Source organism: Actinomyces sp. HMSC075B09, from assembly GCF_001812395.1.
Taxonomy (GTDB): Bacteria; Actinomycetota; Actinomycetes; order Actinomycetales; family Actinomycetaceae; genus Gleimia; species Gleimia europaea.
This window is the reverse complement of the sequence record NZ_KV808731.1, coordinates 300,209-312,994: the sequence shown is the minus strand read 5'-3', so window position 1 is coordinate 312,994 and position 12,786 is coordinate 300,209. Positions and strand designations below refer to the sequence as shown.

The following is a 12,786-nucleotide window of genomic DNA, read 5'->3' as shown; positions in this document are numbered from 1 at the left end:
GATGAGTTCAATGAGTCAGCCAAGGTTCCACCGTCCCGCAATGCTCAGTTTTGAGGACGCTGAGAAGATCGAAGGTGATTCAGATCCGGCAGCCGCGGCTTTGGTAGCAATGACGTCGGCGCGCGCCCTGCTGGGCCTCGCTGATGACGAGTTTGGTGACAACGCGGTGCAGAAACTGGTTGCGGCAATCCAAGAAGAGGGTGTGGACATAGTTTCTGACCTGTGGGAACGTAGCCCGGCGTTCACGCTCCCCGGCGCGCTGTGGCGTCTGTATTTGTTGAACGAGTGGTATCAGCGCGACTCAATCAAGGTTCACGAGAGGTTCGTGGAGGGCCTAAACGCGCCGTTCACTGCAGGAGTTGATGACGCAGACCCGCGGCCGCAAACGCCGGACGACGCCGAGTTCTTTGAACGACTGAATGAGCTGATGACGGGAGCCGGATGTGCAGATTTGTCTAAGCTCTTGCGCGACGCGGCCCTGGTGATGAGGATCCTCGCATCGGGCGCAACGTTTGGCACCACCTGGATTCGCACAGATAAAGACAGGCTCGCGAATATGGTGACCCGTCGTGCTCGCGCCCTGATTGAAACCGCTAAAGAACTGGATGAAGCGGCGATAAGATCGGAAAATGGCCGGCTAATCTGATGCCCCTTGGGCTTTGAATAGAAAAGTGAGACCGAGAAACGATGGCTGAAAACATTTCGCCCAGCGGACAGCCGCAGGCCCTTGAAAACACGGACCAGGCTGGTGCGCCTTTCGCATCTGCGGAGCAAAAGGACATGTTCCTGCTCGTCAAAAAGAAGGCTCCAGAAGCCGTAGATGAGCTACCAAAAGAGAGGTTTGCAGACCGCGAACTTTCGTGGATGAACTTCAACCGCCGCGTCCTCGAACAGTCCGAAGACACCGAACTCCCACTACTTGAGCGCGCTTGGTTTTCAACCATTTTTTCGTCGAACTTAGACGAGTTTTACATGGTGCGCGTTGCCGGTTTGAAGCGCCGCATTGCGGCGGGCATCGCAAAGGTCGCAGCGTCGGGGCTGACCCCGCGTCAGATCCTGGACGGTATCATGCAGTTGACGCGTGAGCTTACATCCCGCCAGGTGAAGTCGTTCCATGAGGACCTCCTGCCCCTCCTCCATGAAGAAGGCCTGCATTTGCGTTCGTGGAGCGAACTCGATTCCGCGCAGCAAGACGCATTGTCGAAATACTTCCAAAAGCGGGTTTTCCCCGTGTTGACGCCGCTCGCAGTGGACCCCTCGCACCCGTTCCCATACATTTCGGGCCTGTCTCTTAACCTTGCCGTGGTGGTTCTAAACGAAGCCACCGATAAGACGTATTTCGCGCGGGTTAAGGTGCCGCAGTCGCTGCCACGCCTCGTTAATGTCGAGTCCGTTATGCCAGATTTTGAGGGCGTAGCTACGGAAGACCTCGCCGCCACGAAGGCCGGCACAAACTTTGTTCCCCTCGAAGAGGTAATAGCCGCGCATTTGGATACGCTATTCCCCGGCATGAAGGTGCTGGAGTCGCACACGTTCCGCGTGACTCGTAATGAGGATTTGGAAGTCGAAGAGGATGACGCGGAGAACCTGTTAACCGCGATGGAGCAAGAGCTGCTGCGGCGTCGTTTTGGTCCGGTGGTGCGCCTGGAGGTGGCGGAGGACATATCGCAGACGGTGCTGGATTTCTTAATCGACCGGTTGGAGATTTCAGAGCAGGATGTGTTGCGCTTGCCAGAGCCGCTTGATCTGATGGCGCTTAACGACCTGCATGATTTGGATTTGCCGCATTTGAAGTACCCCAAGTACGTGCCGGTAACGCCGAAGGGGTTGGCGGAGTATGAGTCTGCGAGGGCGGGGGACATCTTCTCGTCCATCCGCAACCACGACGTGCTACTCCACCACCCGTATGATTCTTTCGCAACGTCGGTGCAGCATTTTGTGGCTACCGCTGCGGCCGACCCACAGGTTTTAGCGATTAAGCAAACCCTGTACCGCACGTCGGGTGATTCCCCGATTGTGAAGGCCCTAATCGATGCCGCGCACGCCGGCAAACAGGTAGTGGCTATCGTAGAGATCAAGGCGCGTTTCGATGAGGAAGCGAACATTTCGTGGGCGCGCAAACTCGAACGTGCGGGTGTGCACGTGGTTTACGGAATGGTTGGGCTGAAGACGCACTGCAAGCTGTCCATGGTTGTTCGGGAAGAATCCGATGGGCTGCGCCGCTACTGCCATGTGGGCACGGGCAACTATCACCCCAAGACGGCTCGCGGATATGAGGACCTGGGCCTGCTTACCTGTGACCGTGAAGTTGGCCAGGACCTCACGCGTTTGTTCAATCAACTGTCCGGTTATGCTCCGCGCACCACGTTCCACCGCCTGCTGGTTGCCCCAATGTCGATCCGCTCGGGCCTGATTGAGCGCATTGATGAACAGATGGAGCGCAAGAAGCGCGGCGAGGAAGCCTACATTGGAATCAAGGTGAACTCGATTGTTGACGAGGCCGTGATTGACGCATTGTATCGGGCCTCGAGGGCGGGCGTACCCGTCGATCTAGTGGTCCGCGGTATTTGCGGGATCCGCGCGGGAGTGAAGGATCTGTCAGAAAATATTCGGGTTCGCTCCATTCTGGGCCGCTACCTGGAGCATTCGCGTATCTACTGTTTCGGGCCAGAAGGTAGCGAGGAGGTGTGGATCGGCTCGGCCGACCTCATGCATCGCAACTTGGATAGGCGCGTGGAGGCCCTGGTGCGAATCACAGATGAGGGCCAGGTTGCGTACCTGTCGAAGTTGTTGCGCACGGAGGCCTCTGACGATGTGACTTCGTGGCATTTGCGCGGCGATGGCTCTTGGGTTCGTCACACGCACGGTAAGAAGGGCCGCAAACTCACTGATATTCAAGAGGTGCTGATGGAGAACGCTTCTTCGCGGGTGAAGGGCCGGAAGGTTTTCTAACGGCCAGGTCCGCATTATCACCAATCCCGAGGATGCCCCGCGGCGTCCTAGGGATATTTATATGTGACTTTCGGCGCTTTATGGCCGGGTTTGTCTGATTCAACGTCGGGGTTCGGCGCGGTTTTACATACGATTATGGCAAGCGAAGCTAGGAGAACCGATGATCGAGTTCGACGACGTGTCAAAAACCTACCCCGGGGGCACGCAGGCCGTTTCTAACGTGTCTTTCACTGTGCCAAGTCATTCAACCACGGTGCTTGTGGGTTCATCGGGGTCGGGTAAGTCCACCCTGTTGTCGATGGTCAATCGCATGATTGAGCCTACGAAGGGGCGGGTTCTTATCGATGGGGTTGACGTAGCTACGGTTAATCCTGTGAAGTTGCGTCGTTCTATCGGTTACGTGATGCAGGCGGGTGGTTTGTTGCCGCATCGCACGATCATCGACAACATTTCAACGGTTCCGTTGCTGGGCGGCGTGTCTCGTTCTAAGGCGTATGAGCGCTCCCGTGAACTGATGGATCTGATGGGCCTGGAGGCGCAGTTGGTTAATCGCTACCCGGCGCAGCTCTCGGGCGGGCAGCAGCAGCGCGTGGGGGTGGCCAGAGCACTTGCCGCGGATCCCGATATTTTGCTTATGGACGAGCCGTTTTCTGCGGTTGATCCGATTGTTCGCCGCGAGTTGCAAGATGAGGTTTCGCGGTTGCAGCGTGAGCTGGGCAAGACGGTTCTGTTCGTAACCCACGATATTGACGAGGCGTTTACCCTGGCCGATGACGTGATCGTGTTGGGCTCGGGCGGGCAGATAGCCCAGCGGGGTACCCCCGATGAGTTGCTTACGAATCCAGCTAGCGATTTTGTGGCGTCATTTATTGGCCTCACGTCCGGTGCGCGCAGGTTGCGTGTACGGGGTGATTCGAGGATTGTGGAGGATGCTACGGGCCGGCTGCTTGGGGCGCTTGAATGACTTGGGTGGCTAATAACGCGCAGTGGATTGCGCAGCTAGTTTGGCTTCATCTGTGGCTGTCGGTGAGCGCGATTTTGGTTAGTGTGCTGATCGCGGTGCCGGTTGGTTGGCTGGTGAATCGCCACAAGCTGACGCGCGAGGCTTTGATTGCGTTGATCAGCGTGATTTATGCGGTGCCGTCTTTGCCGATGTTTATTGTGATTCCGGCGATTACGGGCGTTTCGATCCGGTCTGCGGCGGCGGTTGTGATCGTTTTGAGCATCTACGGCGTTGCTCTGCTACAACGCACGGCTGCGGACGCCTTCGCAGCGGTGCCGCAAGAAGTGCTGGATAGCGCTACGGCCATGGGTTATTCATCTTGGCAGAAGTTTTGGCGTATTGAGTTGCCGCTTGCCGGTTCGATCATCATTGCGGGCCTGCGCGTGGTTGTGGTGAACACGGTCAGTTTGGTAACGGTTGGCGCGGTGATTGGTATCCAAAGTATCGGCACGCTGTTCACGGATGGTTTCCAGCGTGGAATCATTGCCGAGGTCGTGACGGGTTTGCTGCTCACGATTGTGCTGGCGCTCGCGTTGGATGCCCTGACGGTGTTGGCTGGTTGGCTACTGTTCCCGTGGAAGAGGGCGGAGCGGCCCGGGCCGGGGCCTCTGGTGGTTGCGGGCGTGACGCAGGATGAGCCGGCCGATGAGGAGGGCGCACGATGAACTTGTTGGTTGATGCGCTTGCGTGGGTGGCGGATCCGGGCAACTGGTTGGGTGCGTCCGGGATCTGGGTGCGCCTGGGCCAACACTTGGCTATCGCGCTCGTGGTGCTGTTGATTGCTAGTGCGGTGGCGCTTCCGGCGGGCGTGGCGGTGGGGCATACGCGCAGGGGACAGGGCGTGGTGGCCGCGATTGCCGGCGCTGCTAGGGCTGTGCCAACTCTCGGTTTGCTGACGCTGCTCGGCCTTTTGATGGGAATCGGTTTGAAGGCGCCGGTGATTGTGTTGGTGGTGCTGGCTATCCCGCCTTTGTTGGCTGGCGCGTATTCGGGTGTGGCAAATGTTGATGTGACTGCGGTGAAGGCGGCTCGCGCGCTGGGCATGTCGGAGTGGCAGATTGTGCGCGGGGTTGAGCTACCGCTGGCTAGCCCGGTGATTATGGGCGGTGTTGGTTCGGCGGCGCTGCAGGTGGTGGCCACGGCTACTTTGGCTGCGTACGTGGCGGATGCTGGTTTGGGCCGGTTCATATTTTCGGGCTTGTCGGCTCGGCGTTATGACGAGATGCTGGGCGGCGCTATCCTGGTGATCTTGTTGGCTCTGTTTGTGGATTTGGCGTTTCATCTTGCGATAAAGGTCAGCGAAAGGCATGCTCGCAGAAGCACCGGTTTAGCTTAGGCAAGGGTTGCCGCCCGCTTTGGTTTGTTGAAGGTATCGATAGTAGGAGTGTTTATGTCTTTGAAACGTGTTCTGGGCGCCGCGTTGGCGGTTGGCCTGACGGCGTCGCTCGCGGCTTGCGGCGGTTCGTCTTCGTTTGAACAGGGCGATGCGTCAAAGCCTGCCGAAGATGCGATCGTGATTGGCTCGTCGAATTACTACTCGAATGAGATCATCGCGGAGATTTACGCGCAGGCGCTTGAGGCCGAGGGATTCGCCGTGAAGCGTGACTTCAAGATCGGTGCGCGCGAGGTTTTGAATAAGGAAATGGAAGACGGCTCCATTGACGTTCGTCCTGAGTACACGGGGCCACTGCTACAGTTCTGGAATCCGGATAATGAGGTAACCGGCAAGGATGCGATTTATGAGGAGTTGAAGAAGACCGCTCCGCAGGGATTGCAGGTGCTGGATCAGGCCGAGGCTACGGATCAGGATTCGTACGTGGTCTCGCGCAAGTTCTCAGAAGAAAACGGAATCACGTCGCTTGCTGATTTGAAGAACTATGACGGCAAGATCATTGTTGCTGGTAGCTCTGAGTTTGAGAACCGTCCGAATGGCCCGAAGGGCTTGAAGAAGCATTACGGTGTGGATGTTGATTTCGCGCCGATTGAGGACAAGGGCGGCCCGTTGACGGTGAAGGCGCTACTTGATGGTGACGTGCAGTTGGCTAATATCTTCTCGGCCAGCCCGGACATCAAGCTGAATGATCTTGTGGTTTTGGACGATCCGCAGGGCATGTTCCTCTCGTCGCACGTGGTGCCGCTAACGGTGTCAGATCTTGATCCGAAGGCCGCCGAGGTGCTTAACAAGGTGCAGGCAAAACTCACTGCCGATGGTTTGCTGGATCTGAATGTGCGTTCGTCGCAGGATCAGGAGTCCGCTGATGTGATCGCTCGCGAGTGGATTGAGCAAAACCTGTAGATAAGGGCAGTTAACGCTTTGTGCGGCCCTGCCACTTGAGGATTTCGGTTACCCGAAATACGATGAGGGTTATTCGTTAGGCTTCGGGTGGGAAGAGGTCACTGTGGCGCCCGCTAAGAAAGTTCGCAAGCACAGGCTTTGGCCCATGTTGGGGCCGGCATTTGTTGCCGCTGTCGCGTATGTTGACCCCGGTAACGTGGCTGCGAATATCTCGGCGGGCGCTACGTATTCCTACATGCTGGTGTGGGTGCTGGTGCTCGCGAACCTGATGGCTGTGCTGGTGCAGTATCAGAGCGCTAAGCTCGGCCTGGTTACCGGTCGCTCACTGCCTGAGATCCTGGGCGATCGTCTGCCCAAGCGGCGCCGCATCGCGTTTTGGTTGCAGGCCGAAACGATTGCTGCAGCCACTGATCTGGCGGAGATAATTGGCGGCGCTATCGCATTGCAGTTGCTGTTCGATTTGCCGCTGATTGTGGGCGGTTTGATTGTGGGCGCTGTGTCGATGTCGTTGCTGATTTTCCAAAATGCGCAGCGCCAGCGCCAGTTTGAGGCCATCGTGGTTGCCTTGCTGGTAGTTATCACCGGCGGTTTCTTAGCGGGGTTGTTTATAGAGCCGCCCTCGGCAAGCGGCGTGGTTTCCGGCCTCGTTCCCCGTTTTAGTGACACGAACTCGGTGTTGATCGCCGCATCGATGCTGGGCGCAACCGTTATGCCTCACGCGATTTATTTGCACTCGTCTTTGGTGAATCACCGGTTCAATAAGAAGAATCGAAATTTAAAGATTTTGCTTCGCGCGACGAGGACGGACGTGGTGTTCGCCCTGATTGTTGCGGGCGCGGTGAACTTGGGGTTACTGCTGCTTGCCGCGTCCGCGCTGGGTGGACATGCGGGAACCGACTCGATCGAGGGGGCCCACGCCGCGATCGAGGCCGTGTTGGGCTCGGGGATCGGCGTGGTGTTCGCGGTGGGTTTGCTAGCCTCCAGCCTTGCGTCCACGTCGGTTGGAGCGTATGCGGGCTCGGAGATCATGGGCGGCTTGCTGCACGTACGGGTGCCGTTGTGGGCGAGGCGCTTGGTTACCCTAATCCCTGCGTTGATTGTGCTTTGGGTGTACCCAAATCCCTCGTGGGCGCTGGTGATTTCGCAGGTTGCGCTTTCGTTTGGTATTCCGTTCGCGATCATCCCGCTCACCTGGTACACGGCCAGTAAGGACGTTATGGGGGATTACCGTGACGGCACGGCAATGAAGATAGCAATGGCGGCGGTTTCTGCCCTGATTGTGGCGCTGAACTTCGCTCTCATTTATCTAACGTTCACTGGCGTGGACGTGCCCGCTTAAACGCGAGTGTCACCTATCGTCTCCCTGTCCGCGCTACGCAAACGGCGGGCATGGCCGGGGTGCGGACTCTCTTACAGCTCAGAGTGAAAACCGGTAGAATCGAATCAGATTTGTCCGTATCCGCAACCTTGAAGGCTCTTGCCACCGCAGTGGCGACGCGTTCAGTGGTATGTAAGTTTTGAAAGTTCACCGTGGCTAAATTTCGACCCAGCCCAGTGCCTAGCCGGATTGTTAGGTCTGCGGGCGCTATTGTTTGGCGTCCGCGAGACCGGCATATGCCGGTGGAGTTCGGCCGAGAATACAAGGCAGATGAGATCGAGGTCTTGATCGTCCATCGGCCTCGCTATGATGACTGGTCTTGGCCGAAGGGCAAGGCGGAGATAAATGAGCCCCTTATTGCGGCGGGTGTTCGCGAGGTGGAGGAAGAAACCGGCGTCCTCGTGCAAATGCACGCCCCGCTGAACACGCAGCGTTACCGCCTTGGTTCAGGGCAGACAAAGGAAGTGCACTACTGGATTGGCACGCCGGTTACGCACGGGGGAGTGGAGCGTTCGCGCATTCCGGTGGTTCCTGCACCCGCTAAAGAGATTGATTTGACGCGCTGGGTGGATCCGCGCACGGCGCTCGACATGCTGACGCGCCGCGGTGATAGGCGCTTGTTGGATGATGTGATTGCGAGGGCGGAGTCGGGCCGGCTGGTAACGGCAACTCTCGCGATTGTCCGCCACGGGGCGGCACTCACGCGGGCACAGTGGGACGGCGCGGAGGCAAAGAGGCCGTTGAATCGCACCGGTGTTGTAGAGGCGCTGGATCTGGTGGATATTTTCTCGGCGCTTGGCGTTTCGAGGCTACTGTCCAGTCCGTGGGTGAGGTGTAGGTCTTCGTTGGAGCCGTACGCTGCAGTGGCAGGTCTTAATCTGGTTACTGCACAGGAGCTTACGCAGGAGCATGCGCAGGTCGCGCCGGATGAAGCTGCGCAGGTGATTGAGCGCTTGGTACAGCGACCGGCGCAGCCGGTTGTGGTGTGCGGCCATAGGCCCGCGCTGCCGGCAATGTTTGAGCCGTTGCAGGCGATTGCGGCCAGTCAGTTGGCTCGCCAGATTCCAGCGGAAGACCCTTATTTACGGCCCGCGCAAATGCTGGTTGCGCACCTGGCTTACCCCGCCGCGAATGCGAAAACTCCGGAAATTGTGGCGTTTGAAACACAAAGGACCATCAAACGGTTTTAAGTTGGCCGCGTGTGCTTTAACAATTCACCGTCCGTTTACCTAGTTCGCGTCCGGTCTTAACTTTGCGTCGATACCTTTTTTAGCGGTTGCAAAAAGCAGCTTCTCCCGCGCGTTTGCGTTTGGGAATACCTTATTGAAGAGGACTATTTGACGTGATGAACCTTCGACTCTCTAGAGTAGCTCTAGCCTTTGGAGCGGGCACGATCGCTTTTGGTCTTGCCGCTTGCGGTTCGGATAACCCGGTTGCCCAGAATGAGGGCGATACCTCGACGGGGATGGCTGAGGGCACAACGCTTTCTGGCTCCGTTGCGGGTGCGGGCGCTTCTTCTCAGGAAGCCGCTATGAACGCGTGGATCGCTAAGTACCAGGCACAGCAGCAGGGCGTAACCGTTTCTTACGATCCGGTTGGTTCGGGTGCTGGCATTACCCAGTTTGTTGGTAAGCAGGTTGCTTGGGCGGGCTCAGACGCCGTCCTAAAGGATGACGAGGTTACGGCCGCTAAGGAACGCTGTGGCTCGGACGCTCTTAACTTGCCGGTCTACATTTCCCCGGTTGCGGTTATTTTCAATCTTGAGGGCGTCGATAGCCTGAACATGGATGCCGAGACCATCGCGAAGGTGTTCTCCGGTGAGATCACCAAGTGGAACGACGAGGCGATTGCTTCGCAGAACCCGGATGTTGAGCTTCCGGATCTGGCAATCACCCCGGTTCACCGCGCAGACGAGTCGGGCACCACGCAGAACTTCACTGACTACTTGAGCAAGGCCGCCCCGGATGCGTGGCCGCACAAGGCCGGCAAGGCATGGCCGATTTCTGGTGGCGAGTCTGGTGACAAGACCTCGGGTCTTGTACAGGCTGTGACCGCTGGTACCGGCACGATTGGTTACGCGGATGCGTCGCAGGCTGGCTCACTCGGTACGGTCGCGCTGAAGGCTGGTGATGGCTACGTGAAGTTCTCGAACGAGGCTGCAGCGGCTGCTGTTGACTCGGCTGAGCGCGTAGATTCGGGCGTTAAGGGCGATCTTGGTTTGACCATCAACCGCACGCCGGAGGATCCGAAGGCTTACCCGCTGGTTCTGGTCTCTTACTCGATCGTCTGCTCCACTTACGAGGATCAGGAAACGGTTGACCTAGTGAAGAGCTTCATTGGCTTCCAGGCTTCCGCTGAGGGCCAGGCGGCGGCATCTGAGGCTGCTGGCTCGGCTCCGATCTCCGCTAACATGCAGGGCGAAATCAAGTCCTCGCTCGACATGATCCAGGTGGCTAAGTAAATGAACAACACCGGGAAGATCGGTAACAAGATCTTCCGGTCAGGGGCAACTGCTGCGGCGGTCACGATTCTAGTGACCCTCGCGGCGGTTGCCACATTTCTGATTGTGAGAGCCTGGCCGGCGATCAGTGATTCTTCGGTGCGTATCCGAACGGTTGGCAGTGCGGAAGAGCTAAACATTTGGCAGTTCACTGGCCCACAAATTTTCGGTACGGTGCTGGCGGCTGTCCTTGCCATGTTGCTTGCCGTGCCGCTCTCCATCGGAATCGCACTCTTTATTAGCCATTACGCGCCAAAGCACCTTGCTCAACCGCTCGGCTACATGGTTGACCTTTTGGCTGCAATCCCCTCGGTTATTTACGGTCTGTGGGGCGCGATGTGGCTTATTCCAAGGCTCGTGCCGTTTTATGAGTTCTTGTCTAAATACTTTGGATGGATCCCGCTTTTTGCAGGTCCGGTGTCTACAACCGGCCGCGTGATTTTCTCCGCTTCTTTGATCCTTGCGGTGATGATCCTTCCGATCGTCACCGCGGTTGCGCGCGAGGTGTTCTTGCAAACCCCGAAGGCGCACGAAGAGGCCGCATTGGCTCTTGGTGCGACGCGTTGGGAAGTTGTGAAAATGGCGGTATTGCCGTTTGGCCGCTCCGGCATTATCTCAGCTGCAATGCTCGGTTTGGGTCGCGCTCTCGGCGAGACGATGGCGGTTGTAATGGTGCTGTCGGTGGGATCGAGCTACTCGTTCAACATTTTGCAGGCGGGTAGGCACTCCACCATCGCGGCAAACATTGCCCTACAGTTCCCCGAGGCCACGGGCACGTACACTTCTGCCCTCATCGCTACGGGTCTGGCATTGTTTGCAATCACGATGATCGTTAATATGCTTGCGCGTTGGATTATTGCTAGACGCGCCGAGTTCTCGGGGGCCAACTAATGTCTGTCGAAACTCAAACAACAGCGAACCCTAACCCGTTCGCTTCGCGCAATCCCGCCTTGGATAGGCGCCGTAAGCTGGCTGACAAGAGCTCGGTCGTGCTGGTGGTGCTGGCATTTGCTTTCGCGATTATTCCGCTGGTCTCCCTGCTGTGGATCGTGGTGGAAAACGGTTGGGGGCGCCTGTCTCCGTACTTCCTCACCGTCTCGATGAACGGTGTTTACGGCGGCATGGATGCGGGCGGTATCTACCACGCGATTATTGGTACTTTGCTGGTCACGGGCTGGGCCACGCTCATCTCCGTGCCAATCGGTTTGGCAACCGCGATTTACCTGGTTGAGTATGCGGGTAACTCGAAGCTTGCGCGCGCAACCACTTTTTTCGTGGACGTGATGACGGGTATCCCTTCGATCGTCGCCGGCTTGTTCGCCGCAGCACTGTTCGGCCTGCTCGTTTCGCCGGCATATCGCGCGGGCATTATGGGTGCGGTAGCGCTGTCGGTGCTGATGATCCCAACGGTTGTGCGCTCGAGTGAAGAGATGCTGCGCCTTGTCCCTAACGAGCTTAGGGAAGCGTCTTACGCTCTTGGTGTCCCGAAGTGGTTAACGATTGTTAAGGTCGTGCTCCGCACGTCCGCTGCCGGCCTAACAACCGCAGTGATGCTTGCAATCGCACGCGTTGTTGGTGAAACCGCGCCGCTGCTTATGACTGTAGGCGTGATTGATTCGATCAACTACAACGTGTTCGAGGGGCGCCTCATGACGCTTCCCGTTTACGTGTACCGCCAGTATTCGCAGGGTCTGGCCCCGTGTGGTGCGCTGGAGAACTGTGTGGAGACAATCAACTACGATCGCGCTTGGGCCGCCGCCCTGGTGCTGATTTTGCTGGTAATGCTGTTCAACCTGATTGCTCGAATCGTGGCGTACTACTTTGCGCCTAAGGGCAGGAGCTAAAAGAGAATAACGATGGCTAAAGAGATCATTGTTGAGAATGAAGACATTTACTACGGCGATTTTTTGGCCGTAAAAGATGTGAATATGCGGATCCACGCGAAGTCAATCACCGCGTTGATTGGTCCGTCGGGATGTGGAAAAACTACGTTCCTCCGCACGCTGAATAGGATGCACGAGGTCGTCCCAGGCGCTCGCGTGACGGGAAGCGTGAAGGTTGGGGATAAGAACATTTACGACAAGGATGTGGATCCGGTTCAGGTTCGCCGTTCCATTGGCATGGTGTTCCAGCGTCCAAACCCTTTCCCGACGATGAGTATCCGCGAAAATGTTTTGGCTGGCATCAGGCTAAATAACAAGAGGATGCCAAAGTCGGATCAGGATGACCTGGTTGAAGAGTCCTTGCGTGGAGCTAACCTTTGGACAGAGGTTAAAGATCGTTTGAACAGCCCCGGTTCGTCTCTTTCGGGTGGCCAGCAGCAAAGGCTTTGCATCGCGCGCGCCATCGCGGTTTCGCCTGATATTTTGCTGATGGACGAGCCGGCATCCGCGCTTGACCCCATCTCGACCCTCGCAATCGAGGACCTCATGATGGAGCTGAAGGATGACTACACAATCGTGATTGTCACTCACAACATGCAGCAGGCGGCGCGCGTTTCGGACCGCACGGGTTTCTTCAACCTGCGCGCAGCGGGCGAGCCGGGCGGTTTGGTGGAGATTGACGACACGTCAAAGATTTTCTCTAATCCAACTGAGAAGGCAACTGAAGACTATATTTCAGGACGCTTCGGATAGATTTTTCAAAAGGTAGAGGGC

The 12,786-nt window shown here is 57.4% G+C and carries 12 protein-coding genes; all 12 read left to right on the top strand.

Features of this window, described 5'->3' with window-relative positions:
- Positions 1-10: 10 nt before the first annotated feature.
- The 12 genes from HMPREF2854_RS02275 (at position 11) to pstB (ending at position 12,765) form a co-directional block, all read left to right on the top strand.
- Positions 11-646, top strand: a complete 636-nt coding sequence (locus HMPREF2854_RS02275; RefSeq protein ID WP_083309324.1) for a hypothetical protein — start codon at positions 11-13, stop codon at positions 644-646.
- 41 nt (positions 647-687) lie between these two features.
- Positions 688-2,952, top strand: a complete 2,265-nt coding sequence (locus tag HMPREF2854_RS02270) for an RNA degradosome polyphosphate kinase (protein ID WP_070618404.1) — start codon at positions 688-690, stop codon at positions 2,950-2,952.
- Positions 2,953-3,112: 160 nt separating this feature from the next.
- Positions 3,113-3,916 carry an ABC transporter ATP-binding protein gene (locus HMPREF2854_RS02265; protein WP_070618402.1) on the top strand — a complete coding sequence of 268 codons (804 nt, stop codon included), beginning with the start codon at positions 3,113-3,115 and terminating at the stop codon, positions 3,914-3,916.
- On the top strand, positions 3,913-4,620 hold the full coding sequence (locus tag HMPREF2854_RS02260; RefSeq protein ID WP_034507263.1) for an ABC transporter permease: 708 nt from the start codon (positions 3,913-3,915) through the stop codon (positions 4,618-4,620). Before HMPREF2854_RS02265 ends, HMPREF2854_RS02260 begins: the two co-directional genes overlap by 4 nt.
- A complete protein-coding gene (locus HMPREF2854_RS02255; protein WP_070618400.1) occupies positions 4,617-5,291 on the top strand; it encodes an ABC transporter permease in 675 nt (224 codons plus the stop codon). The genes HMPREF2854_RS02260 and HMPREF2854_RS02255 overlap by 4 nt, the downstream gene beginning before the upstream one ends.
- Positions 5,292-5,345: 54 nt before the next feature.
- On the top strand, positions 5,346-6,251 hold the full coding sequence (locus HMPREF2854_RS02250; RefSeq protein ID WP_070618397.1) for a glycine betaine ABC transporter substrate-binding protein: 906 nt from the start codon (positions 5,346-5,348) through the stop codon (positions 6,249-6,251).
- A 103-nt stretch (positions 6,252-6,354) separates the two neighbouring features.
- The gene (locus tag HMPREF2854_RS02245; protein WP_083309323.1) at positions 6,355-7,590 is read left to right on the top strand and encodes an Nramp family divalent metal transporter; all 1,236 of its coding nucleotides are present in this window, start codon (positions 6,355-6,357) and stop codon (positions 7,588-7,590) included.
- Positions 7,591-7,781: 191 nt separating this feature from the next.
- Complete coding sequence (locus HMPREF2854_RS02240) at positions 7,782-8,819, top strand: NUDIX hydrolase (protein WP_261666633.1); 1,038 nt, start codon at positions 7,782-7,784, stop codon at positions 8,817-8,819.
- A 155-nt stretch (positions 8,820-8,974) separates the two neighbouring features.
- The gene (gene pstS / locus HMPREF2854_RS02235) at positions 8,975-10,090 is read left to right on the top strand and encodes a phosphate ABC transporter substrate-binding protein PstS (RefSeq protein WP_070618390.1); all 1,116 of its coding nucleotides are present in this window, start codon (positions 8,975-8,977) and stop codon (positions 10,088-10,090) included.
- Positions 10,091-11,020, top strand: coding sequence for a phosphate ABC transporter permease subunit PstC (gene pstC / locus HMPREF2854_RS02230; protein ID WP_070618387.1), 930 nt, complete (start codon positions 10,091-10,093; stop codon positions 11,018-11,020).
- Complete coding sequence (gene pstA / locus HMPREF2854_RS02225; protein ID WP_070618384.1) at positions 11,020-11,973, top strand: phosphate ABC transporter permease PstA; 954 nt, start codon at positions 11,020-11,022, stop codon at positions 11,971-11,973. The genes pstC and pstA overlap by 1 nt, the downstream gene beginning before the upstream one ends.
- Before the next feature lie 12 nt (positions 11,974-11,985).
- The gene (gene pstB / locus HMPREF2854_RS02220) at positions 11,986-12,765 is read left to right on the top strand and encodes a phosphate ABC transporter ATP-binding protein PstB (protein WP_034507247.1); all 780 of its coding nucleotides are present in this window, start codon (positions 11,986-11,988) and stop codon (positions 12,763-12,765) included.
- Positions 12,766-12,786 lie beyond the last annotated feature (21 nt).